This is a genomic window from Nioella ostreopsis (assembly GCF_004000255.1).
Taxonomy (GTDB): Bacteria; Pseudomonadota; Alphaproteobacteria; order Rhodobacterales; family Rhodobacteraceae; genus Nioella; species Nioella ostreopsis.
Map to the genome: position 1 here is coordinate 50198 of NZ_RCIQ01000002.1, position 24067 is coordinate 74264.

The window sequence follows — 24067 nt, forward strand, 5'->3', positions numbered from 1 at the left end:
AAAACGTTCTGGCAAGAGGCTATCTTTTGTGATCCGGTCGCCAAGGCGGCGGAAATGAAGAACAGGAATTCCTGCAGGAAGGTACAGGACAGCACATGGCCCATACTCAACCGGCGATTGATCTCTCCCCGAAAGTGTCGGACGAGATCCGCAAGACCACCTGCTACATGTGCGCCTGTCGTTGCGGCATCAACGTGCATATGAAGGACGGCAAGGTCGCCTATATCGAGGGCAACCGCGACCATCCGGTGAACAAGGGCGTGCTCTGCGCCAAGGGGTCGGCGGGGATCATGCAGGTCAATGCACCCTCGCGCCTGCGGGCGCCGCTCAAACGCGTCGGTCCGCGCGGGTCGGGGGAGTTCGAGGAAATCACCTGGGACGAGGCGCTGGAGATCGCCGTCTCCTGGCTGAAACCGATCCGTGAAAATGACCCTGAGAAGTTGGCCTTCTTCACCGGGCGCGATCAGTCGCAAAGCTTCACCGGCCTTTGGGCGCAACATTTCGGCACCCCCAATTTCGCGGCTCATGGCGGCTTTTGCTCCGTCAACATGGCGGCGGGCGGCATCTACACCATGGGCGGGGCCTTCTGGGAATTCGGTCAGCCCGACTGGGACCATACGAAGCTTCTGATGATCTTCGGGGTGGCAGAGGATCACGATAGCAATCCAATCAAGATGGGCCTTGGCAAGATCAAGGCGCGCGGGGCGAAGGTGATCGGCGTCAATCCGATCCGCTCGGGCTACAACGCGGTTGCCGATGAATGGGTGGGCATCACGCCCGGCACGGATGGGCTGTTCATCCTGTCGCTGATCCACTGTCTGCTGAAGGCGGGCCGGATCGACCTCGACTACCTGCGCCGCTACACCAATGCGCCGGTGCTGGTGAATGGCGACGAAAGCTCCCCCGAACATGGGCTGCTGCTGCGCGACGAAGACGGCAAGATGCTGGTCCTTGACCGCCGCACCGGCAAGCCCGCGCCCTTCGACGATCCCGATGTGGTGCCGGACCTTGCGGGAACCTGGCGCAAGGCGGGCGTCACGCATCGCCCGGTGTTCCAGTTGCTGGCGGAACGCTACCTGTCCGAGGACCATGCGCCCGAAGCCGTGGCCGAGCGCGTTGGCATCTCCGCCAAACGCATCCGCCATATCGCGGCGGAACTGGCGCGCGTGGCCTTCGAGGAAGAGATCGAGATCGACCAGCCCTGGACCGATTTCCGCGGTGTGAAACATGACAAGATGATCGGCCGCCCGGTCAGCTTCCACGCCATGCGGGGCATTTCCGCACATTCCAACGGCTTCCAGACCTGCCGCGCGTTACATGTTCTGCAGATCCTTCTGGGCAGCGTCGAGGTGCCCGGCGGTTTCCGTTTCAAACCGCCATACCCCAAGCCCGTGGCCGCGCACCCGAAACCCCATTGCGGCGTCACCCCCGGCAAACCGCTCGACGGCCCGCATCTGGGGTACGTGCAGGGGCCAGATGACCTCTGCCTGAAGGACGATGGCAGCCCGGCTCGCATCGACAAGGCCTATACATGGGAAAATCCGATGAGCGCCCATGGCCTCATGCATATGGTGATTTCCAACGCCTATGCGGGCGATCCCTACAAGATCGACACGCTGTTCATGTATATGGCGAACATGTCGTGGAATTCGTCGATGAACACGTCGGGCGTCATGAAGATGCTGACGGACAAAGACGAAAACGGCGACTACGTCATCCCGCGCATCATCTATTCGGATGCTTATTCGTCAGAGATGGTGGCCTATGCCGACCTGATCCTGCCCGACACCACCTATCTTGAACGGCATGACTGCATCAGCCTGCTCGATCGCCCGATCTGCGAGGCCGATGCGGCGGCGGACGCGATCCGCTGGCCGGTGATCGAGCCCGACCGCGACGTGCGCGGGTTCCAGTCGGTGCTGGTGGATCTGGGCGCGCGGCTCGGCATGCCTGCCTTCGTCAACGAAGATGGCAGCGCCAAGTACAAGGATTACGCCGACTATATCGTGAACCACGAACGCAAACCCGGTATCGGGCCGCTGGCCGGCTTCCGGGGCGATGGCAGCGAAAAGGGCCGGGGCGCGCCCAATCCGGACCAGCTCGACCGCTATATCGAAAACGGTGGCTTCTTCGTGGAACACATCCCGGATGAGGCGCTCTATTACAAACCTTGGAACCAGGCCTATCAGGACTGGGCCGTCGGCATGGGGCTTTATGACAGCCCGCAGCCCTATCTCTTCAGCCTCTACGCCGAACCGATGCGCCGGTTCCAGTTGGCCGCTGAAGGTCATGGCGACCGCCAGCCGCCAGAGCATCTGCGCGAGCGGGTCAAGACCGTCATGGACCCGCTGCCGATCTGGTATCCGCCCTTCGAGGACGGCCATGTCGACCCCGAGGAATTCCCGGTTCACGCCCTGACGCAACGCCCGATGGCGATGTATCATTCCTGGGGCACCCAGAATGCGTGGCTGCGCCAGCTCCATGGCCGCAACCCGCTATACGTACCCACGAAGATCTGGGAGGCGAACGGCTTTGCCGAGGGCGATTGGGCGCGCGTGACCTCCGCCCATGGCTCCATCACCGTGCCGGTGGCCCACATGGCTGCGCTGAACGAAAACACTGTCTGGACATGGAACGCGATCGGCAAGCGCAAGGGGGCCTGGGCGCTGGATGAACACGCGCCGGAGGCAACCAAGGGCTTCCTCCTCAATCATCTTATACATGAACTTCTGCCCCCCAAGGGCGACGGCATGCGCTGGACCAATTCCGACCCGGTGACCGGGCAGGCCGCCTGGTTCGATCTGCGCGTGAAGATCGAGAAAGCCGCCGCACCGGAGGAATCGCAACCTGCCTATCCTGCGATCAAATCGCCGGTGGGGCAGGGGCCTGCGAACCTCGCGTGGAAGGTGGGCAAATGAGCGCCGCGAAGATCGCCAGCAGCGACGGCACCCGTATCGCGACCTATTCGGCCGGGGACCCTGCCAACCCCGCGATCCTGCTCATTCACGGGTGGGCGCAGCAGTCGCTGTGCTGGGATCCGCTGATCGCGCGCCTCAAGGACCGGTTCCATATCGTTGCCATGGACCTGCGCGGTCATGGTGCCTCCGACAAGCCGGACGATCCGGCGGCCTATACCGATACCCAGCTTTGGGCCGATGACGTCGCTGCCGTGATGGAGTTGCATCATCTGTCGCAGGTCACCCTCGTCGGCTGGTCCTATGGCAGCCGCGTCATCGCCAGTTACCTCGCCACCCATGGCGACGCGGCGCTGTCTGGCGTGGTGCTGGCGGGCGGTATCGTTGCCATCGGCACCGCGCGGGAAGACTGGATGGTCGGCGCGGACAGCCCCGGGCTCGACCGCGATCTCTACACCACCGATCTCGCGCGTCTTATCCCCGCCACGGCGCAGTTCGTCGATGCCTGCACGGCCAAGCCGCTCGACCGCGACACCTATGGCCGCATGGTCGCCGCCAACATGCTCTGCCCCGCCACGGCGCGCCGCGCGCTCTTCGCTGCCAACTGGGACATGCGCCCGACCTATGCGGCGATGACCTGCCCCGGTCTGGTGATCCATGGAACCGCCGACACGGTCGTGTCCCCGCAAACGGGCGAAGCCGCCGCCAATGCCATGCCCAAGGGCCGGTACCTGCCCTATGAGGGCATCGGCCACGCCCCCTTCCTCGAAGACCCGGACCGGTTCGCCGCTGACCTCTCCGCCTTCATCCAAGACACTCGCAAGGAGCAGGCCGCATGACCGAGCTTCCCGCAAGCACGCAAAAGAAACTCGGGCTGGTGATCGACCTCGACACCTGCGTCGGCTGCCACGCCTGCGTCATTTCCTGCAAGGGCTGGAACACCGAGAACTATGGCGCGCCGCTGTCCGACATGGATGCCTATGGCGCCGATCCCTCGGGCACGTTCCTGAACCGCGTCCACAGCTACGAGATCACGCCGGCCGAAGGCCCCGCGCAGCTGGTCCATTTCCCCAAGTCGTGCCTCCATTGCGAAGACGCGCCCTGCGTCACCGTCTGCCCCACGGGGGCCAGCTACAAGCGGCAGGAAGACGGGATCGTTCTGGTCAATGAATCCGCCTGCATCGGTTGTGGGCTCTGCGCATGGGCCTGCCCCTACGGCGCGCGGGAGCTTGATGCGCTGGAAGGGGTGATGAAGAAATGCACCCTTTGCGTGGACCGCATCTATAACGAGAACCTGCCCGAGGAAGACCGCCAGCCCGCCTGCGTGCGCACCTGCCCGGCGGGCGCGCGTCATTTCGGCGATCTGGGCGATCCCGACAGCGACGTGTCGCGCCTGGTGGCCGAACGTGGCGGCATGGACCTGATGCCCGAACAGGGCACCAAGCCCGTCAACAAATACCTGCCACCGCGTCCCAAGCAGGATGTGTCGCACGATATGGATATCCTCGCCCCCTTCCTCGAACCCGTCGCCGAAGACCCCAAGGGTTTCCTCGGCTGGCTGGACAAGGCACTGGAGAAGCTCTGATGCATCCCGCACCTTCCGTCATCATCTTTACCAGCTTTTCCGGCCTCGGTTTCGGGCTGCTTCTGTTCCTCGGCCTCGGATTTCCACCCGTCACGGGCTGGGTTGCGTTTGTCTTCTATGCCATCGCCTATGCGCTGGCCGTGGGCGGGCTGCTGGCCTCCGCCTTCCACCTGGGCAATCCGCAGCGGGCGCTGAAGGCGTTTACCCAGTGGAAAACCAGCTGGCTCAGCCGCGAGGCGTGGCTGTCTGTCATGGCGTTGCTGGTCATGGCGGTTTACGCCTTCTGCGCCGTCTTCCTCGACACCCGGCTGACGGTGATCGGCTGGATCGGCGCCGCCTTGTCGCTGCTCACCGTCTATTCCACCTCGATGATCTACGGGCAGCTCAAGACCGTGCCACGCTGGAACCAGCCCTTGACGCCGGTGCATCTGCTGACGCTTTCCATAGCAGGGGGCGCGCTCTTGGCCGGTCAGATGACCGTCGCCGCGGCCCTTCTGGCCTTGGCTGCCGCCGTGCAGGTGGCCCATTGGCAGGTTGGCGACGGTGCGCTGAAGGCGTCGGGCACCAATCTTGCCACGGCCACGGGCCTCGGCACGCCGGGCAGCATCCGCGCCTTCGAGCCGCCGCATACCGGCACGAACTACCTGCTGAAGGAATTCGTGCATGTGGTGGGCCGCAAGCATTCCCGCAAGCTGCGGATGATCGCGCTGACCCTTGGCTATGGCCTGCCGGTTGTCCTGCTGATCATCCCCGGCGCGGGGCATGTGCTGGGGTTGCTCGCGGTCATCAGCCACGTGGCGGGCCTCGTCACCTCGCGCTGGCTGTTCTTCGCAGAGGCCGAGCATGTGGTCGGCCTCTATTACGGCAAACGCTCAGCCTGAGCCCTCTGGCCGCGCCCCGGGCGCGGTCTGCACGTAGCCGCCGAATTCCAGCATCCGGTCTTCGTAATCGGCGATCCGCTGTGCAGCGGTGTCGCTGCGCGCGATCATCTCGCCCACCAGCACCTCGGCCAGCGCGAACGAGGCTCCTTGCGAGGGCAGGGGTTGCGGCCCGTCCATCGGCAGGCAGAAGACCACGTCGGCCCCCCGCGCCACGGGCGAGACATAGCTGTCTGTGATGGCAATGACCCGCGCCCCGCGCGCCAACGCCGCCTCATAGGCGCGCACGACCTCGGAGGAATAGAGCGAGAAGGTGATCACGATCACCACGTCCCGTGGTCCCGTCGAGGTGATGGCATCCGCGATGCCGCCGGGTTCGTTCAGCGGCGGCGCAAAGCTGTCGAAGGCCATGCGGCCCGAATAGCTGAGGTAATGGGCCAGCGAAAAGCAGCTGCGCACGCCGACGACGAAGATACGCTCTGCCGCTTCCAGCAGGTCCACCGCCTCGCTCACCCGCTGGATATTCGCCTCGGAAAACAGCGCGTCCAGGTTCTTGTGCGCTGATTCGCGAATCCGGGCCGTCAGGGCCGCCGTTCCCCCGGATCTCAGCTGTTTTGCCCGCGATCCGTACATTCCGCCCTCGCCCCGCAGGGCCGCCTGAAAGGCCGTTCGGCAAGGTTCGTAGCCGGAAAACCCAAGCGCAACGGCCAGACGAAACACCGTGTTTGCATTGACATCAGCCCGTTTCGCCAGCGCCCTGACGGAGTGAAACGCCATCTCCTGCGGATGCTTCAAAGCCCATGCAGCAAGGCGCGAAACCTTGGGAGACGCAGTGTGAACCTGCTCGGCCAGGGCCTGTCTGAGATCGTCAAGAGTCATGTCAAAGGGACCGTTACTGTTTCATTCCCGAACGTTTGATTTATGTCTTGACGAATTTCAATGGTTTGTTTCACCTGACCGGCATCCGTGTTTCACTTCGGATCAATTGGGAGAGAATTCATGAACAAACACTTGGTTGGCGCCGTCGTGGCGGCCGCGACTGCATTTGGTGCAGGCGCTGTTTCGGCTCAGGATCAGACCTTCGTCACCATCGGCACCGGCGGCGTGACCGGCGTGTACTACCCGACCGGCGGCGCGATCTGCCGTCTGGTGAACCGGGGCCGCTCTGAGCATGGCATCCGCTGCGGCGTCGAATCCACCGGCGGCTCGGTCTACAATATCAACGCGGTGCGCGGCGGAGAGCTGGAATTCGGCGTGGCGCAGTCCGATTGGCAGTACCACGCCTATAACGGCACCTCACGCTTTGAAGAGCAGGGCGCCTTCGAGGGCCTGCGCGCTGTCTTCTCGGTGCATCCCGAGCCCTTCACCGTGGTCGCCCGTGCCGATGCCGGGATCGAGAACTTCGAAGACCTTCAAGGCATGCGCGTGAATGTGGGCAACCCCGGCTCCGGTCAGCGCGGCACGATGGAAGTGCTGATGGAGGCCATGGGCTGGACGATGGACGACTTCGCCATCGCGTCAGAGCTTCAGGCCGCCGAACAGTCCCAGGCGCTGTGCGACAACAACATCGACGCGATGGTCTACACCGTCGGTCACCCCTCCGGCTCCATCCAGGAAGCGACCACCGCCTGTGACTCGGTCCTCGTGAATGTCACCGGCGACGCGGTCGACATGCTGGTTGCCGAAAACCCGTTCTACCGCACCGCCACCATCCCCGGCGGCATGTATCGCGGAAATGACGAAGACACGATGACCTTCGGTGTCGGCGCGACCTTCGTCACATCCGCCGATGTGCCCGATGACGTGGTCTACGAAATCGTCCGCGCGGTGATGGAAAACATCGACCAGTTCCGCAGCCTGCACCCGGCCTTCGCCAATCTCGACCCGGCGGAAATGGCCAATGACGGTCTCAGCGCGCCCCTGCACCCCGGTGCCGAGCGCTACTACCGCGAGGCCGGCCTGATCGAGTGATCGGCCCCATCTGATCTGTCCCGCGGCGCCATTGCGTGCCGCGGGGCCCAAAAAGAATTCCGTTTCAAGGATGTGACGAGGGTGGCGCGATGACCGAACCGAACGAGGGGCGCGAAGGGCGCCAGTTCTCCGACGAGGAACTTCAGGATCTGGTCGCCAGCACCGATAGCGGCGCGCGCGATCCATCGAACCGCTCCATCGCGTTGCTGATTTCGGGCCTTGCCCTTGCGTGGTCGCTGTTCCAGCTCTGGATTGCGCAACCGCAGCTCTGGTTCGGGGAATATCTGCCGGTCCTCAATTCCTCGCAGACCCGGCCCATCCACCTGACCTTCGCCGTGCTCCTGGCCTTCATGGCCTACCCGGCCTTCAAATCCTCGCCGCGCCACCATATTCCGATTGTCGACTGGCTGCTGGCGCTCGCGGCAGGCGGAACGGCCTTCTATGTCTTCTGGTTCTCCGATGAACTGGCTCTGACGGCCCGATCCGGCCTGCCCACACAGACACAGGTAATCGTCGGCGCCATCGGCATGATCTGCCTGCTGGAGGCCAGCCGCCGCGCGCTTGGCCCCGCGCTGACCATCGTCGGATCGGTCTTCGCGCTCTACGGCTATATGGGGCAGGGCTTGCTGATCCCCGAACTGATCGAGCATGAAGGGATTTCCTTCACCTCGCTGATGAATGCGCTCTGGCTCGATACCGCCGGTGTCTTCGGCATCCCGCTTGGCGTTTCAACCGCCTTCGTCTTCCTCTTCGTCCTTTTCGGCTCGCTGCTCGATAAGGCGGGGGCAGGGAATTACTTCATCAAGCTGGCCTTCGCGGGGCTCGGCCACCTGCGCGGCGGGCCTGCCAAGGCGGCGGTTGTGGGCTCGGCCATGACCGGCCTCATCTCCGGTTCCTCCATCGCCAATGTGGTCACCACCGGCACCTTTACCATCCCGCTGATGAAGCGGGTGGGCTTCACCAATGAACAGGCCGGATCGGTCGAGGTCGCGTCCTCGGTCAATGGCCAGATCATGCCCCCCGTCATGGGGGCCGCCGCCTTCCTGATGGTGGAATTCATCGGCATTTCCTATGTCGAGGTCATCAAGCACGCCTTCATTCCCGCCGTGATCTCCTACATCGCGCTGGTCTATATCGTGCATCTGGAGGCGCTGAAAAAGAACATGCCGGCATTGGGGGAGGCCAAGAGCTTCACCGGCATGATCGTCAAGTTTCTCATCGGTTTCGCCGTTGCAGGCGCGGGCTTCACGGCGCTGATCTATGGGGTCGGTGCGCTGAAGGCGGCAACGCCCGCCCTCTCCGGCCCGATCATGATGGCCTTGCTGGCGGCGCTTTACCTGTGGCTCGTCTCCATCGCCGCCAGGCGCCCAGATCTGGAGGTCGACGACCCCAACGCCAAGGAGATCAAGCTACCCACGGTGGCCGAGGTCTACGCCACCGGCCTGCATTACATCCTGCCCATCGTGGTGCTGGTCTGGTTCCTGATGGTGGAACGCCAAAGCCCCGCGAAATCGGCCTTCTACGCCACCTGTCTGATGCTGTTCATCATCGTCACGCAGCGGCCCCTGAAGGCGATCTTCCGGGGGCAGGGCGCACAGATGGCGGCCGAATTCCGGGGCGGTTTCGATGATCTGAAAGAGGGCCTGATTGCCGGTGCCCGCAACATGATCGGCATCGGCGTTGCCACGGCAGCGGCGGGCATCATCGTGGCCATCGTCACCAAGACGCCGATCGGCACCGAACTGGCCGGGCTGGTCGAACAGCTTTCGGGTGGCAGCCTGATCCTGATGCTGATCTTCGTAGGGATCTTTTCGCTCATTCTCGGGATGGGCCTGCCCACCACCGCCAACTATATCGTCGTGTCGTCGCTCATGGCCTCGGTCGTGGTGTCGCTCGGCGCGCAGGAAGGGCTGATCGTTCCCCTGATCGCGGCGCATCTCTTCGTCTTCTATTTCGGCATCATGGCCGATGTGACTCCGCCCGTGGGGCTGGCCAGTTTCGCAGCCGCTGCCGTGTCCGGGGGCGATCCGATCAAGACCGGTTTCACCGCCTTTTTCTACAGCCTGCGCACCGTGGCGCTGCCCTTCCTGTTCATCTTCAACCCGACGCTCATCCTTTATGGCGTCGATCTCGGCACCTGGGCGGGCATAGGGCAGGCGGCCTTCATCTTCGTCATCGCCACCTTCGCCATGCTGCTCTTTGCCGCCGCCACCCAGGGCTATTTCCTGGCCAAGAGCTATATCCACGAAAGCGCGGCCCTGCTTCTGGTGGCCTTCACCCTCTTCGTGCCGAATGTCTGGCTCGACATGGTGCAGCCCCCGTTCCGCGACGTGCCCCCCGCGCAGCTCGAAGCGGCCGTCGAGGCCGCCCATGACGGATCGTCCCTGCGCCTGCTGATCGAGGGGCCGGATTTCAACACCGGTGACATCACCTCCACCACGCTCGTCATGCAGATCGAGGGCGAGGGCAGCGCTGCAGACCGCATCGACGCAAGTGGCCTGCTGCTCTTCCCCGAGGGCGATGTGGTGCGGCTCGATGAACCGATGTTCGGCTCTGATACCGCCGAGGCGCTGGCCGATTTCGACTTCTACGCCGATGAACCCGTGCGCCTCGCCTCGGTCCAGACCGCCGCCGACCGCCTGCCCGCGCAGATCTTCTTTATCCCGGCCCTGCTGCTGCTAGGATTGGTTATCCTGCTGCAACGCCGCCGCCAGACTCAACCGGCCTTCTGAGGACCCGCCCCATGTTCACATCCATCCTCCTGCCCATCGACCTGTCCGACGAGGCCACCTGGACCAAGGCCCTGCCCGCCGCCGTGAAGCTGGCCCAATACGAGGGCGCAACGCTCCATATCGCCACCGTGGTCCCCGATTTCGGCATGTCCGTCGTGGGCAGCTATTTCCCCGAAGGGTTCGAGGAAAAGGCGATGCACGAGGTCGGCGAACAGCTGACCGGTTTCGTCAACGCCCACGTCCCCGACGAAATAGAAGTGCATCCCCATGTCCTGCATGGCCGCGTCTATGACCAGATCATCGAGGCCGCCAATCGCGTCGGCGCAGACGTGATCGTCATGGGCTCTCACCGGCCCGAGCTGAAAGACTACCTCCTTGGCCCCAACGCCGCCCGCGTCGTGCGCCATGCCACCCAATCCGTTTTCGTCGTCCGCGGAGAATAGACCGATGACATCCCATATGTTCGGGCGTGGCCCCGGACCCCTTCCCACGGCTGTGCGCGGCGAAGGGTGCTATATCTATGACTCAGAAGGCCGCGCCTATCTCGACGGCTCGGGCGGCGCGGCGGTCTCCTGCCTTGGCCATTCGGACGCGGAGGTGCGCGCCGCCATCCATGCGCAATTGGACAAGATCGCCTTCGCCCATACCGGGTTCTTCACGTCCGAACCGGCGGAGGCCCTGGCCGACCTGCTGATCGCGAATGCGCCCGACGGCATCGACAAGGTCTATCTGCTCTCCGGCGGGTCCGAGGCGGTGGAAGCCGCGATCAAGCTCGCCCGGCAATACCACCTCGAAACCGGCCAGCCGCAACGCCACAAGCTGATTGCCCGCAGGCAGAGCTACCACGGCAACACGCTCGGCGCGCTGGCGGCGGGCGGCAATGCCTGGCGGCGGGAAAAATACGCGCCCCTGCTGGTGGAAACCCACCACATCATGCCCTGTTTCGAATACCGCGAGCGCCAGGAGGGCGAAAGCGAATGGGATTTCGGCCAGCGCGCCGCCAATGCGCTGGAAGAGGAAATCCTGCGCCAGGGGCCAGTGACCGTCATGGCTTTCATCGCCGAACCCGTGGTGGGCGCCACCGCAGGCGCGGTTCCGGCGGTTGAGGGCTATTTCAAGCGCATCCGGCAGATCTGCGATCAATATGGCGTGCTCCTCATCCTCGATGAGGTCATGTGCGGCATGGGCCGGACCGGGCACCTGTTTGCCTGCGAGGCAGATGGGATTTCCCCCGATATCGTCACCATCGCCAAGGGCCTCGGTGCGGGCTACGCCCCGATCGGAGCCATGCTCGCGTCCTCCAAGATCTATCAGGCCATCGAACAGGGCTCCGGCAGCTTCCAGCACGGCCACACCTATCATGGCCACCCGCTTGCCGCCGCCGCCGGTCAGGCGGTGGTCAGCGCCATCGTGAACCGCAACCTCTGCGACCGGGTAAAAGCGCAAGGTGACGTGCTGCAGGCCGCCCTGCACGAGACCTTCGGCCAGCACGCCCATGTGGGCGACCTGCGCGGGCGCGGGCTCTTTCGAGGGGTGGAGCTGGTCGAGGACCGGGCCACGAAACGCCCCTTTGACCCGGCGCGCAAGCTGCACCTGAAGGTCAAGAAGGCCGCCATGGCCGAGGGGCTGATCTGCTACCCGGCAGGCGGCACCGTGAACGGGCGCGAAGGTGATCACATCCTGCTCGCGCCCCCCTTCATCATTTCCGATGATCAGATCGGCGAGTTGGTGGGCAAACTCTCCCGCGCCGTGGAAATCGCACTGGCCCAATGACCCGCCTCACATCGCTGCCGCAGATCATGCTGGCCCCCAACGGGGCCCGCAAGACCAAGGCCGACCACCCCGCTTTGCCGATGACCATCGCCGAGACGGTCGCCGCCGCCCGCGCCGCCCATGCCGAAGGCGCAGGCGCGCTCCACGCTCATGTGCGCGATGCGGCGGGCGGCCACAGCCTCGATCCCGGCCTCTACCGGGAACTCATCGCGGAGATGGCCAGGGTGGTGCCGGACATGCCCGTTCAGATCACCACCGAGGCCGCAGGCCGCTACAGCCCCGCAGATCAGCGCGCCGTGGTCCGTGAGGTGCTTCCCGAAGGCGTTTCCGTTGCCCTCAGCGAAATGTGGCCCGCCAACGCCCCGGATGACGAGGCCAGCCGCTTCTATCACTGGGCGGCAGAGGCGGGTATCGCCGTTCAACACATCCTCTACAGCCCCGCCGATCTCTCCCGGCTGGTCCGTCTCGTGTCCGGCGGGCATATTCCGGCCCCCCTCCAACTACTCTACGTGCTCGGCCGCTACCTGCCGCCGCAACCGGCAACCCCGGAGGCGCTGACCGGATTCCTGACCGCCGCCAGCGCGCTTCCCGAACGCCCCGACTGGGCCGCCTGCGCCTTCGGCCCGCAGGAAACCGACTGTCTGCTGGCAGCGATCAAGGCAGGCGGCAAGGCCCGCATCGGGTTCGAAAACAATCTCACCTCCCCTGATGGCACCCCCGCGCCGGACAATGCCGCAAGAGTGGCGGATCTCATCCGCAGGCTCCCGGTCTCAAGTCGGCTCTCCAGCCGAAACCGCATCCCTCCCCGGGCGTCATCGCCGCTCTGACCGGCCTTCACCACCGATTAACCTTAACGCGCCCCGCCCTTTCATCTTGGCGGTAAATACCTCCGCCGGAGGCATCCTGCCCTCACCACCGTCCAACCGACTGAGACGGCAGACCTTCCCCGATCCCCTCCGATCCGATTCGCCCGCCTTTCACATCGCGCGGGGGAAGGGCCTTCGAAGGCCCTTTCAAAGAGGTTTCGAAACCTCTTCCCCCGCAAGCGGCAAGGTTCCACGCCTGATCCGGCCCCATTTCGGAAATCCGGGCTCTGTCTGCACGAGGGGTGTACGGGGGGTGTACAGGGGGTGTACGCATGGCGCCCCCCTGATTTGGGCTCAGAACGCCTGGTCCTTCACCGCCTCCATCGACACATGGGTCGAGGTATGGCCGACGAAGGGAAGCGTGGAAATCACCTCACCCAGGACCCGCCTGTAGTCTCGGATATCGCGCGTCCGCACCTTCAACAGATAGTCGAAGGCGCCTGCGATCATATGCGCCTGCTCGATCTCCGGCACCTTCAGCGCCGCGGCGTTGAACGCCGTCAATGCGTCCTCGGTCGTATCCGTCAGCCGCACCTCCACGAAGGCCACATGTTCCTGCCCCAGCTTCGCCGGATCGACAACCGCCCGAAACCCCCGGATCACGCCCTCCTTGCGCAGCCGGTTCACCCGCATCTGACAAGGTGTTTTCGACAGCCCGATCTTCTGGGCGATTTCGGTGACCGGCATGCGCCCGTCGCTCAGCAGCAGGGAAACGATCTTTCTGTCGAAGCGGTCAAGTTGACTTTCCATGTAGCCTCCCGGACAATTTTGGCCTCATTTCTACACTTCAATAGGGCGAAATGACGGAATTTTCAACAAGGAAAGGCAACCTGACTTTTACGAAGATGCTAGATTTGGCCATCTCTTCACGTTGAGGTTCGCCATGACTCCCCTTGCCGATCTGCGTCAGACCATCCGCGCCGACCATCTTGCCGATGAGGCCCGTCTGCTCGACCGTCTGACCCGCGCCCATGCACCCGACAGCGCGGCTCGCGCCCGCATGGCCGCCTCTGCCGCCGAACTTGTCAATGCCATCCGCAATGACAGCAAACCGGGTCTGATGGAGGTGTTCCTGGCCGAATACGGGTTGTCGACCGAGGAAGGGGTCGCGCTCATGTGTCTGGCCGAGGCGCTGCTCAGGGTGCCCGACGCGGACACTATGGATGCGCTGATCGAAGACAAGATCGCGCCGTCGGAATGGGGCAAGCATCTGGGCCGCTCCACGTCTTCACTGGTCAATGCCTCCACCTGGGGGCTGATGCTGACAGGCAAGGTGTTGAAAGAAAACGCCGAACCCGGCCTGACCGCGACCCTGCGCGGGGCCGTGAAGCGCCTGGGAGAGCCGGTGATCCGCGTCGCCGTGGGCCGTGCGATGAAGGAAATGGGCCAGCAATTCGTGTTGGGCGAGACCATCGGCGAGGCCGTCAAACGCGGCAAATCCCGCACCGCTCAGGGCTACACCTATTCCTATGACATGCTCGGCGAAGCCGCGATGACGGCCCATGACGCCGACCATTTCTTTGCCGCCTACAAGGGCGCGATTGCCAAGCTCGCGACCGAGGCCAGGCATGACGACATCCGCGCCAACCCCGGCATCTCGATCAAGCTGTCGGCCCTGCATCCGCGTTATGAGGACCCCAAATCGGATCGGGTCATGATCGAACTGGTCCCTCGTGTTCTGGAGCTTGCGCAGGACGCCAAGTCCGCCGGCATGGGTCTCAATATAGACGCGGAGGAGGCGGATCGTCTCGACATCTCGCTCGACGTGATCGAGGCGGTTCTGCGCGACGACAGCCTTGCCGGTTGGGACGGGTTCGGCGTGGTGGTGCAGGCCTATGGCAAGCGCGCGCCGGGTGTCATCGACTGGCTGAATGCACTAGCAACGGAGCTTGACCGCAAGATCATGGTCCGCCTCGTGAAAGGTGCCTATTGGGACACCGAGATCAAGCGCGCGCAGGTCGAGGGGTTGCCGGGCTTCCCTGTCTACACCCGCAAACCGGCGACCGATGTGGCGTATCTCTGCTGCGCGCGAAAACTGCTGTCTTATTCCGACCGCATCTATGCGCAATTCGCCACCCACAACGCCCATTCGGCGGCGGCGATCCTAGATATGGCCGAGGATTTCGACGCCTTCGAATTCCAGCGCCTGCACGGCATGGGAGAGGCGCTGCATGACATCCTGCACAAGCGCAACGCCACTCGCTGCCGGATCTATGCGCCGGTCGGTGCGCATCGCGACCTGCTGGCCTATCTCGTCCGGCGCTTGCTGGAAAACGGCGCAAACAGCAGTTTCGTGAATCAGATCGTGGATGAAGACGTGCCCGCAGAGGTGGTCGGCGCCGACCCGTTCGAGCAACTGGCAGAGGCCGCGAAGACGCCTGCGCCGGGCGTCATCGCGCCGCCGCGTCTCTTCGGAGAGCGCTTGAATTCCAAAGGGTTCGACCTCCATTCCCGCGATGATCTGGCAGCGATCGAGGCCGCCCGCGCGCCTTTCGCGGATCGTCAGTGGCAGGCGGAGCCGGTGCTGGCCGGGCCGGTGCAGGGCGAGACTGCCGAGGATGTGATGAACCCCGCCAAACCGGGCGAGATCGTCGGGCGCGTGTCCGAGGCGACGGAGGCGGATGTGGAAACCGCGCTCAACGCCGCCCGTGTCTGGGATGCGCCTGCGGCGGAACGTCGGGCGGCGTTGCTCAGGGCCGCCGATCTTTATGAAGCGCATTTCGGCGAGATCTTTGCCGTCCTGACGCGTGAGGCTGGCAAGACCCTGATGGACGGCGTGGCCGAGCTGCGCGAGGCGGTGGATTTCCTGCGCTATTACGCCGATCAGGCCACCGAGGATGCCCCGCGCGGCATCTTCACCTGTGTCTCTCCTTGGAACTTCCCGCTGGCCATCTTCACCGGCCAGATCGCGGCGGCACTGGCGGCGGGGAATGCGGTTCTGGCGAAACCGGCGGAAACCACGACGCTGATGGCCGCGCTTGGCGTGCGGCTGATGCATGAGGCGGGCGTACCGGTCCATGCGCTGCAACTCTTGCCGGGCAAGGGCAGCCGGATTGGCGGGCTGCTGACAGGCGACAGCCGCGTTGCGGGGGTGTGCTTCACCGGCTCCACCGCGACCGCGCAGCGCATCAACCGGGCGATGGCCGGCAAGGTTGCCCCCCACGCGCCGCTGATTGCTGAAACCGGCGGTCTGAACGCGATGATCGTGGATTCCACCGCCCTGCCGGAACAGGCGGTGCGCGATATCGTGGCGTCGAGTTTCCAGTCGGCGGGCCAGCGTTGCTCGGCCCTGCGCTGCCTCTACGTCCAGCAGGATATCGCGCCCTCGTTCCTGAAGATGCTGAAAGGCGCGATGGACGAATTGTCCGTTGCCGACCCGTGGGATCCGGCCACCGATCTGGGACCGATCATCTCGGTCCCGGCCCGCGACGACATCGCAGCCTATGTCGCCAAGGCCCGCGCCGAGGGTCGGGTGCTGCACGAGATTGCCGCACCGGAGGAGGGCAGCTTTCTCGCTCCGGTCGCGATCAGGGTGACCGGCATCGGAGAGATGGACAAAGAGGTGTTCGGCCCGGTCCTGCATGTGGCGACCTTCAAGGCGAGCGACATCGACAAGGTGATTGCCGACGTGAATGCCAAGGGCTTTGGCCTGACCTTCGGGTTGCATACCCGCATCGACGACCGGGTGCAGCATATCACCGAGGCGGTGAAGGCGGGGAATATCTACGTCAACCGAAACCAGATCGGGGCCATCGTTGGATCGCAGCCCTTCGGGGGTGAGGGGCTGTCTGGCACTGGGCCGAAGGCGGGCGGGCCGGCCTATGTGGCCCGGTTCCGCGCGGTCAGCACGCCCACGGCGCCTGCTCGTGGCGGCAAGGGCGCGGATCCGGTGCAGGTGCAGGCGGCGCTGGACAGGGCGGTGACCGATACGCTGAAACGGCGCAGCACCGAGAGCCTGCCGGGCCCCACCGGCGAGTCGAACCGCCTGTCGATCTTCCCGCGCGGCACGGTCCTGTGCCTCGGCCCGACCGAGGAAGCGGCGGCCGAACAGGTGCGCATCGCCGAATGGGCGGGCTGCAAGGCCGTGGCCGTCGCTCCGGGGGCGGAGATCGACGGGGTGTTACAGGCCGAGGTGCTGACCGATCTGCAGGGCTTCGCCGTGGTCGCCTATGACGGGCCGGAGGTGCCTGCCCGCGCGATCCGCACGGCATTGGCCGCGCGCGAGGGGCGGCTTATCCCGCTCGCCTCCCGCGCTGATCTGGCGGCGATGTGTCGGCTGGAGCGACACGTCTGCATCGACACCACGGCGGCGGGCGGCAATGCCTCGCTTCTGGCGGCGGCAAGCTGACGGGTGGGGCCCTACCGGCCCCGCCAGACCATCACCGTCTTCACCGCTTCGGGCACCAGCAGCAATGGTAGGGCCAGCAGGCCGATCATCTGCCAATGCGCGGCCCCGAGCGGAACGGTATGCAGCAGCAGTTGCAGGGGCGGCCAATAGATGGCGGCCAGCTGCGCGGCGATCATCGCCACCAGAGCGAGCAGCAGAAGGGGATTGGAGAAGAGCCCGATTTTCCAGCACGGTTGCCGGAACGAGCGGAAAGCGAAAACGGCCACCTCCTCGAACACCACAAGGGTGGTGAAGGCGGCGGTGCGGGCGATGTCCTCACCTTGTGGCAGCAGCGTGTAGAACACCCACAGCGTAGCTGCCCCCGCATAGGCCCCGAGCACGAGGATCATCGCCAGACCCGCCCGCCCCACGATGCCCGCATTCATCGGGCGCGGCGGGTCCTCCATCTGGTCCTTGGTGGCTTTCTCCAGCCCGAGCGCCACAGCGGCCACACCATCGGTGACAAGGTTCATCCAAAGGATCTGCGTGGCGAGCAGGATGAGCGGCCCGCCGAGATAGAGATTGACCAGGATCGCCACGACCTCGCCCGCGTTGGAGGACAGGAGGTATCGCACGAAGCGCTGCACGTTCTCGAACTGGCGGCGGCCTTCACGAACCACGCGCAGGATGGTGGCGAAGTTGTCGTCGAGCAGAACGAGGTCGGCAGCGTCCTTGGCCACGTCGGTGCCGCGGATGCCCATGGCGACGCCAATGTCTGCACGTTTCAGGGCGGGTGCGTCGTTCACCCCGTCGCCGGTCATGGCCACGATCTGGCCTTCGGCCTGCAACGCCTCGACCAGCCGCATCTTGTGGGCGGGGGCGGTGCGCGCGAAGACCACGTCCTGCGCCAGCAGCGCGCGCAGGTCACTATCGCTTGCTGCGTCCACCCGGTCGCCCGTCACCACCTGCGCAACCGGCAGCCCGATCTGATGGGCGATGGCCTGCGCCGTGACCGGGCTGTCGCCGGTGATCATGATCACGCGGATACCGGCAGACCGGCAGGCGGCGACAGCGGCGGGCACTTCCGGCCTTGGCGGGTCGATGAGGCCCACGAGGCCCAGAAAAGTCAGGTTCTCTTCTGCCGCGTCCTTGCCGTCGACCGGGGAGGAGGCCAGCGCGATGACCCGCAGTCCCTCACCCGCCATGTGCGTATAAGCGTCTTCGATGATCCGCCGGGCGGCGCCCACCATGGGCACTGGCCCTTCCGGCCCCGCGACCTGCGTGCACACATCGAGGATCGCCTCGGGCGCGCCCTTGGCATAAAGCACCGGGCCACCCTGGCGGGAAGAGACCACGCTCATCCGTTTGCGCTCGGATGAAAACGCCTGTTCCGATTGCACAGAGGCCGGGTCGGGCAGGGGCGCCCATCCCTTGTAGGCCAGCGTCATCAGCGCGCCTTCGGTGGGTTCGCCCACCATCTGCCACTCACCGGCCTTCTGCCGCAGGCTGGCGTGGTTGCAGATCATCGCGCAATCCAGCAGCTCGGACAGGACCGGATCGTCACCATGGCGCAGCGCGCCTTCTGGCCCTTCGATATGGCCCGAGGGGTCGTAGCCCGTGCCGGTGACCGTGAAAGAGCGATCTCCCGGCAGCCAGACGCGCGCCGCCGTCATCTTGTTTTCCGTTAGTGTTCCGGTCTTGTCGGTGCAGATGACGGACGCCGCGCCGAGTGTCTCCACCGCCTGCAATCGCCGGGCCAAGGCGTGATGGCGCACCATGGCAGAGGCCCCAAGCGCCAGCGTGATCGTGACGACGGCGGGCAGGCCCTCCGGCACGATGGCCACGGCCAGCGACAGGCCGGTCATGAACATGTCCAGCAGGTCCTGACCCACGATCAGCCCCGCCGCCACCACCGCCCCGCCAAGCGCGATGGCGGCGAAGCCCATCTGGCGGGCGAGGTGGCTGAGTTGGCGGGTGAGGTGGGTCTGCTTTTCCCCCACCGATCCCGTCAGTTCCGCGATCTGGCCGAACTGGGTGCGGCTGCCCGTGGCGGTCACAATCCCCTCGGCCCGGCCTGCCACGACCGAGGTGCCCATGTGGACCGTCGCGTCCTCGCCCGATTTGTCGACCGGCAGGGATTCCCCGGTCAGCACGCTTTCATCGACCTTGAGTTGCAGCGCGATGTGAAGAGCAATGTCTGCCGGCACCCGGTCGCCCGCCTCCATCACCACCAGATCGCCGGGCACGATGGCCGAGGTCTCGATCATCTGCTGCTGACCGTCGCGCACCACCCGTGCCTTTGGGTCGAGCATCCTGCGCAAAGCGGCCAGCGCCGTTTCGGCGCGCCATTCCTGCACGAAGCCGAGGATCCCGTTCAGCAAAACCACGAGCCCGATGGCCAGCGCGTCAATCACCTCGTCAAGTGCCGCGGCAACGACCATGGCCGCGATCAGCACCAGCACCAGGAACCCCGCGAACTGGCGCGCAAGGATGCGCAGCGGTGAAACCGCCCGTGTTTCTGCCAGCCGGTTGGGGCCGTGCTCTGCCAGACGGCGCGCGGCCTCGGCACTGGTCAGGCCGGTGGAGAAGGGATCGTTCATGGGCTGGTCCTGCACTGGATGACGTCACCCTAGGCCGGAACCCTGCCGATGACTTTGACCAATATCAACGCAGGCCCGGGCTTGCCCCCGCCCCGATATCCCGCGATGAAGGGGCAAAGGCGCGGATGCGCGCCGCATCAGGAGGGATGAGACATGGCGAAAGTGGCGTTTCTGGGTCTGGGCGTGATGGGCTACCCGATGGCGGGACATCTGCAGGCCGCCGGGCATGAGGTGACAGTCTACAACCGCACCAAGGCGAAGGCGGAAAAATGGGCGGCGCAGTATGGTGGCGCGCATGGCGCGACCCCGCGCGAGGCCGTGGCCGGTTGCGATTTCGTGATGGCCTGTGTCGGCAATGACGACGACCTGCGGTCTGTGGTTCTGGGCGAGGACGGGGCTTTCGCGGGCATGAAAGAGGGCGCGATCTTCGTCGATCACACCACGGTGTCGGCCATCGTGACGCGCGAGCTGGCAGAGGTGGGCACGGGCAAGGGCATCGCCTGGGTCGACGCGCCGGTCTCGGGCGGGCAGGCGGGCGCCGAGAACGGTCAGCTGGCCATCATGTGCGGCGGTGAGGATGCCCCCTTCGCGGCGGCGGTGCCGGTGATGGACGCCTACGCCAAGGCGATCGAGCATTTCGGGCCCGTTGGATCTGGCCAGATCACCAAGATGGTCAACCAGGTCTGCATCGTGGGCGCGGTGCAAAGCATTTCCGAAGGGCTCTACTTCGCGATGAAGGCGGGTCTCGACGCCAAGAAGGTGGCCAAGCTGGTCAGTCAGGGCGCGGGCGGGTCCTGGCAGCTGGCCAACCGGGCCGACACGATGGTGGACAATCATTTCACCCATGGCTTTGCCGTCGACTGGATGCGCAAGGATCTGGGCATTGCTCTGGAACAGGGCAAGGAAATGGGCCTCTCGCTGCCGGTCACGGCGCTTGTCGATCAGTTCTATGCCGAAGTGCAGCAGCTTGGTGGCGGACGGTGGGACACGTCGAGCCTGATCCAGCGGTTCCGCAAGATGAATGGCGAAGAGATCTGAGACCACGGGCAGGGGGCAAGTCAGAGTGAGCGTCAATCTGGGCGATCTGTGGGACGGAGCGTGGCGTGGGTTCGACACCGTGATCGACGTGCGCGCGCCCGCTGAGTTTGCCGAGGATCACCTGCCCGGAGCAATCTCGCTTCCGGTTCTGTCGGATGAGGAACGCGCCCGCGTCGGCACGATCTACAAGCAGGTCAGCCCGTTCGACGCCCGCAAGATTGGCGCGGCTTTGGTCGCCCGAAATGCAGCGCGGCACATCGAGACGCAGCTGATGGATAAACCCGGTGGCTGGCAGCCGCTGGTCTATTGCTGGCGCGGCGGGCAGCGGTCCAATTCCTTCGCCACCATCCTGCGCCAGATCGGCTGGCGGGTGGAAGTGTTGGAGGGCGGCTATCGCAGCTATCGGCGGGCGGTGGTCGATGCGCTCTATCACGGCGATCTGCCGTTCCGTCTGATCCGGCTGGATGGCAATACCGGTACCGCCAAAACCGCGCTTCTGGCGCTCATGAAGGACCGTGGGGTGCAGGTCGTGGACCTTGAGGGGCTGGCCGGACATCGCGGGTCAATCCTTGGGGCCGTTGCGGGGGGTCAACCGTCGCAGAAGGGATTTGAATCTGCCCTGATCACGGCTTTTCGGGGCTTCGATCCCGCCCGGCCCGTCGTGGTCGAGGCGGAATCGGCCCGGATCGGTGCGCTGCGCCTGCCGCCTGCCCTGTGGCACGCCATGATCCGCGCGCCGCGGGTCGAGGTCGAGGCCCCGGTGCCCGCTCGCGCGGCCTACCTTGCGCGCGCCTATGCCGATCTGCTGGCCGACCCGGCCGAACTGACGCGCCTTCTGGAAGGCCTGCGCGCCCTTGTTGGGGCCGAACGGGTGGCACAGTGGCGTGCCATGGTCGAGGCTAAGGATTGGCTGACGCTGGCCGAGGGGCTGGTGGTACACCACTACGACCCCGCCTATGCCCGTGCCCGCAAGCGCGATGACGCCCCGACCGCTGCGGTGGTCGAGGCCGAGGCGCTGACAGATCAGGCCCTTCCCGCCATTGCGGACCGATTGGGGCAGGTTCTAGCGCAGGTCGATCCGGGGTGATCCATCGGTGATCTCGCCGATCTCGGTGACAGGCTCCCCGATATGCTGAAAGTCTCGCATCAGTTGATTGGCTTTGTCCGCCGGCACGGCCGCCAGCAACCCGCCAGAGGTCTGCGGATCGAACAGGATCGGGTCCGCGAGCCCGTTCAGGGCCCCCAGCACAGCCGCTTCGTTCGCGCCATGGATGGTAGATCGCAGACCCGTGGCCAGCAGCGCAGTCGCGCCAGGCAGAACCGGGACGCTGGCCTGATCCAGCCGGGCCGCGACGCCCGACGCCTCGCAGATATTCAGCAGATGCCCGGCAAGGCCAAAGCCGGTCACATCGGTCATCGCGGTCGCATGTGGGGCAAGGATGCGGGCCGCGTCACCAGAGCTTGTGGCCATCTGGTCCCAGGCCCCGGCCACCACGCCCCCCGGCGCGCGCAGTTGCATCTCTGCCGCCAGAATGACGCCCGTGCCTAGCGCTTTGGTCAGCAACAGCCGGTCTCCGGGCCGCGCCCCCGCCAGCGTGATCGCAGGCCCGTCCAGCAGACCCGCCACCGTAAAGCCGATGGTCAGCTCATCGCCCATGGAGCTGTGCCCGCCGACGATCTCGGCCCCCTCTGCCGCAAAGACCGCCGCCGCCTCCGCCATGATCTCGGCCATCCAGCGGGCTTGCAGATCGGCTGAGAGGCGTGGCAGGATCAGCGTCGCAAGGGCCGCCTGAGGTTCTGCCCCCATGGCCCAACAATCCCCAAGCGCATGAATGGCGGCAATCCGCGCCTGCAGGGCATGGTCGATTGTAAAGCCGCGCAGATGGTCCGTGGTCAGGATCTGCCGTGCCGCCCCGATTTGCAGAACGGCCGCGTCATCCCCGGGCCGCGACAGGACATCCGTCCGGGTCCCTGACGGCAGGGTCGAGAGCGAGGATTTCAGACTGCCCGGCCCCAGCTTGGCCCCGCAGCCGCCGCACATGGGTTTGTCGCCAAGCGTTTCCCGGACGCCTTTTACCAGTTCTCGGGGCAGGCGCGGCGATGCCATCGGCGACAGGTCGCGGAACTTATCCATGAACCGCTGGTCGATCCGGTCCTTCCAGCGCCACAACGCGGACCCGGCCCCGACGAGCCCACCTTTTTCGGCCAACGCCCGTTTGCTGCCCAGGGAAATCAGCTTGAGGTAATCGCGCTGTGGCCGGAAGGGCAGCAGGTCATCCTCTCGCCCCATGGCCAGAGCCCGCAAATTACGCAGCAGGACAGGGGCGGCGCGCACGGCATAAACACCGGCCTTGGGGCGCGGATCGAAGGCCAGATCGGCGCAATCCCCGGCGGCGAAAACCTCCGGATGAGACACCGAGCGCAAGTGCCGATCGACGGTGATGCACCCCTCATGCAGGGTCAGACCGGTTTCTGCAAGCCAGCCATGGGGGCGGGCCCCGGCAACGCCAAGGGTAAAAGCAGAGGGCAAGACGCTGCCCGATGCGAGAGTGACATTGGCCGGGGAAATCTCGGCAATCGTCTCTCTCGGCATAAGTTGGACGCCGGCCTTGGCAAGCTCTGCCAGCAATCGCGCGCGGGCCTTCGGGTGCATGCCGTCGAGGATGTCTCCCTTGTCGATCAGGGTCACGTCCGCAGCACCCGTTGCGGTTCTCAGCCGGAACACCGCCGCAAGCGCCAGTTCCGCTCCGGCCACACCAGCCCCGATCACCGTCACCGGCCCGCCGCCACCCTCGACAAACCGGGCCCAGGCATCCGCAAAACGGTCAAGCGGTTTCGCGGCGATACCATGGGAGTCGAATCCGCTTATCTCGGGCATCCGGCTGTGAATGCCGATATCCACGGATAAAAGATCATAGCCGATCGGGGCCCGATCCGGGACCGTCACCTGCCGCGCGACAGGGTCGATCCCGGTGGCTTCTCCGATCACCAGCCGCGCGCCCGCGAACCGGGCCAGTTTGACCAGATCAATATCAAGCGCCGACCGTGCGTAATGCCCTGCCACATGGCCGGGCAACATGCCGGAATATGGCGCCGTCGGTCCGGGGTTGATCAGCGTCAGCCGGACACCGGGGAGGGGCCGCATGCCCCAGGCCTTCAGCACCAGCGCATGGGTATGGCCGCCACCCACAAGCACGATATCCGTTACGATTGGCAGGGCCGGTCCCATCTGTTCCCTCATCTCGTGGCAGGCTCGCCATAGCGTGTCTCGGCCAGCAGTGGCACCCCGCGCATGGTCGCGACAAGGTAAACACTTCGTCACACTACTCCCATTAACCTTAACGCGCCCGCCCTTTCAGCTTGGCACAAATACCTCAGGGGA

The 24067-nt window shown here is 65.2% G+C and carries 16 protein-coding genes; 12 read left to right on the forward strand and 4 right to left on the reverse strand.

Annotated features, from left to right (window positions below; all coding sequences use genetic code 11):
- Positions 1-95: 95 nt before the first annotated feature.
- From EP237_RS02780 to EP237_RS02795, 4 genes are read left to right on the forward strand one after another with little or no spacing between them, the layout of a single operon-like run.
- On the forward strand, positions 96-2918 hold the full coding sequence (locus EP237_RS02780; RefSeq protein WP_127557908.1) for a molybdopterin oxidoreductase family protein: 2823 nt from the start codon (positions 96-98) through the stop codon (positions 2916-2918).
- Positions 2915-3754, forward strand: a complete 840-nt coding sequence (locus EP237_RS02785; RefSeq protein WP_127557910.1) for an alpha/beta fold hydrolase — start codon at positions 2915-2917, stop codon at positions 3752-3754. The genes EP237_RS02780 and EP237_RS02785 overlap by 4 nt, the downstream gene beginning before the upstream one ends.
- Complete coding sequence (locus tag EP237_RS02790; protein ID WP_127557912.1) at positions 3751-4500, forward strand: 4Fe-4S dicluster domain-containing protein; 750 nt, start codon at positions 3751-3753, stop codon at positions 4498-4500. The genes EP237_RS02785 and EP237_RS02790 overlap by 4 nt, the downstream gene beginning before the upstream one ends.
- The gene (locus EP237_RS02795; RefSeq protein ID WP_127557914.1) at positions 4500-5381 is read left to right on the forward strand and encodes a dimethyl sulfoxide reductase anchor subunit family protein; all 882 of its coding nucleotides are present in this window, start codon (positions 4500-4502) and stop codon (positions 5379-5381) included. The genes EP237_RS02790 and EP237_RS02795 overlap by 1 nt, the downstream gene beginning before the upstream one ends.
- On the opposite strand, the gene EP237_RS02800 is transcribed toward EP237_RS02795, so the two are convergent.
- Positions 5373-6257, reverse strand: a complete 885-nt coding sequence (locus EP237_RS02800; protein WP_127557916.1) for a MurR/RpiR family transcriptional regulator — start codon at positions 6255-6257, stop codon at positions 5373-5375. The genes EP237_RS02795 and EP237_RS02800 overlap by 9 nt on opposite strands.
- A gap of 120 nt (positions 6258-6377) precedes the next feature.
- Here EP237_RS02800 and EP237_RS02805 point away from each other — a divergent pair, with 120 nt between their 5' ends.
- The 5 genes from EP237_RS02805 (at position 6378) to EP237_RS02825 (ending at position 12681) form a co-directional block, all read left to right on the forward strand.
- Positions 6378-7349, forward strand: coding sequence for a TAXI family TRAP transporter solute-binding subunit (locus EP237_RS02805; RefSeq protein WP_127557918.1), 972 nt, complete (start codon positions 6378-6380; stop codon positions 7347-7349).
- Positions 7350-7438: 89 nt separating this feature from the next.
- The gene (locus EP237_RS02810; RefSeq protein WP_127557920.1) at positions 7439-10081 is read left to right on the forward strand and encodes a TRAP transporter permease; all 2643 of its coding nucleotides are present in this window, start codon (positions 7439-7441) and stop codon (positions 10079-10081) included.
- A gap of 11 nt (positions 10082-10092) precedes the next feature.
- On the forward strand, positions 10093-10524 hold the full coding sequence (locus EP237_RS02815) for a universal stress protein (protein ID WP_127557922.1): 432 nt from the start codon (positions 10093-10095) through the stop codon (positions 10522-10524).
- A gap of 4 nt (positions 10525-10528) precedes the next feature.
- Positions 10529-11854, forward strand: coding sequence for an aspartate aminotransferase family protein (locus EP237_RS02820; RefSeq protein ID WP_127557924.1), 1326 nt, complete (start codon positions 10529-10531; stop codon positions 11852-11854).
- Positions 11851-12681, forward strand: a complete 831-nt coding sequence (locus EP237_RS02825) for a beta-keto acid cleavage family enzyme (RefSeq protein ID WP_127557926.1) — start codon at positions 11851-11853, stop codon at positions 12679-12681. The genes EP237_RS02820 and EP237_RS02825 overlap by 4 nt, the downstream gene beginning before the upstream one ends.
- A gap of 333 nt (positions 12682-13014) precedes the next feature.
- Here EP237_RS02825 and EP237_RS02830 read toward each other — a convergent pair whose 3' ends face one another.
- Positions 13015-13470: an Lrp/AsnC family transcriptional regulator gene (locus tag EP237_RS02830; protein WP_127557928.1), complete on the reverse strand. Its 456-nt coding sequence runs from the start codon at positions 13468-13470 to the stop codon at positions 13015-13017.
- Between the two features lie 133 nt (positions 13471-13603).
- Between EP237_RS02830 and putA the strand changes: the two genes are divergently transcribed.
- Positions 13604-17068 carry a bifunctional proline dehydrogenase/L-glutamate gamma-semialdehyde dehydrogenase PutA gene (putA, locus tag EP237_RS02835; protein ID WP_127557930.1) on the forward strand — a complete coding sequence of 1155 codons (3465 nt, stop codon included), beginning with the start codon at positions 13604-13606 and terminating at the stop codon, positions 17066-17068.
- Positions 17069-17079: 11 nt separating this feature from the next.
- On the opposite strand, the gene EP237_RS02840 is transcribed toward putA, so the two are convergent.
- Positions 17080-19647: a cation-translocating P-type ATPase gene (locus EP237_RS02840; RefSeq protein WP_127557932.1), complete on the reverse strand. Its 2568-nt coding sequence runs from the start codon at positions 19645-19647 to the stop codon at positions 17080-17082.
- Between the two features lie 153 nt (positions 19648-19800).
- Between EP237_RS02840 and EP237_RS02845 the strand changes: the two genes are divergently transcribed.
- Together EP237_RS02845 and mnmH are read left to right on the forward strand one after the other, a co-directional pair.
- Entirely contained in the window at positions 19801-20685 is an 885-nt protein-coding gene (locus EP237_RS02845) for an NAD(P)-dependent oxidoreductase (protein ID WP_127557934.1), read from the forward strand.
- 25 nt (positions 20686-20710) lie between these two features.
- Positions 20711-21772: a tRNA 2-selenouridine(34) synthase MnmH gene (mnmH, locus tag EP237_RS02850; RefSeq protein ID WP_240661468.1), complete on the forward strand. Its 1062-nt coding sequence runs from the start codon at positions 20711-20713 to the stop codon at positions 21770-21772.
- On the opposite strand, the gene selD is transcribed toward mnmH, so the two are convergent.
- Positions 21749-23914 (reverse strand): selenide, water dikinase SelD, encoded by a 2166-nt coding sequence (gene selD / locus EP237_RS02855; protein ID WP_127558421.1) that lies wholly within the window; start codon positions 23912-23914, stop codon positions 21749-21751. The two genes, mnmH and selD, sit on opposite strands and share 24 nt — an antisense overlap.
- Positions 23915-24067: the final 153 nt, after the last annotated feature.

Coding starts and splice junctions, on each gene's coding strand:
- EP237_RS02845 (WP_127557934.1), top strand. CDS start 19,801: ATGGCGAAAGTGGCGTTTCTGGGTCTGGGCGTGATGGGCTACCCGATG.
- EP237_RS02795 (WP_127557914.1), top strand. CDS start 4,500: ATGCATCCCGCACCTTCCGTCATCATCTTTACCAGCTTTTCCGGCCTC.
- EP237_RS02800 (WP_127557916.1), bottom strand. CDS start 6,257: ATGACTCTTGACGATCTCAGACAGGCCCTGGCCGAGCAGGTTCACACT.
- EP237_RS02790 (WP_127557912.1), top strand. CDS start 3,751: ATGACCGAGCTTCCCGCAAGCACGCAAAAGAAACTCGGGCTGGTGATC.
- EP237_RS02805 (WP_127557918.1), top strand. CDS start 6,378: ATGAACAAACACTTGGTTGGCGCCGTCGTGGCGGCCGCGACTGCATTT.
- EP237_RS02815 (WP_127557922.1), top strand. CDS start 10,093: ATGTTCACATCCATCCTCCTGCCCATCGACCTGTCCGACGAGGCCACC.
- EP237_RS02780 (WP_127557908.1), top strand. CDS start 96: ATGGCCCATACTCAACCGGCGATTGATCTCTCCCCGAAAGTGTCGGAC.
- EP237_RS02810 (WP_127557920.1), top strand. CDS start 7,439: ATGACCGAACCGAACGAGGGGCGCGAAGGGCGCCAGTTCTCCGACGAG.
- putA (WP_127557930.1), top strand. CDS start 13,604: ATGACTCCCCTTGCCGATCTGCGTCAGACCATCCGCGCCGACCATCTT.
- EP237_RS02830 (WP_127557928.1), bottom strand. CDS start 13,470: ATGGAAAGTCAACTTGACCGCTTCGACAGAAAGATCGTTTCCCTGCTG.
- EP237_RS02825 (WP_127557926.1), top strand. CDS start 11,851: ATGACCCGCCTCACATCGCTGCCGCAGATCATGCTGGCCCCCAACGGG.
- EP237_RS02785 (WP_127557910.1), top strand. CDS start 2,915: ATGAGCGCCGCGAAGATCGCCAGCAGCGACGGCACCCGTATCGCGACC.
- EP237_RS02840 (WP_127557932.1), bottom strand. CDS start 19,647: ATGAACGATCCCTTCTCCACCGGCCTGACCAGTGCCGAGGCCGCGCGC.
- EP237_RS02820 (WP_127557924.1), top strand. CDS start 10,529: ATGACATCCCATATGTTCGGGCGTGGCCCCGGACCCCTTCCCACGGCT.
- selD (WP_127558421.1), bottom strand. CDS start 23,914: ATGGGACCGGCCCTGCCAATCGTAACGGATATCGTGCTTGTGGGTGGC.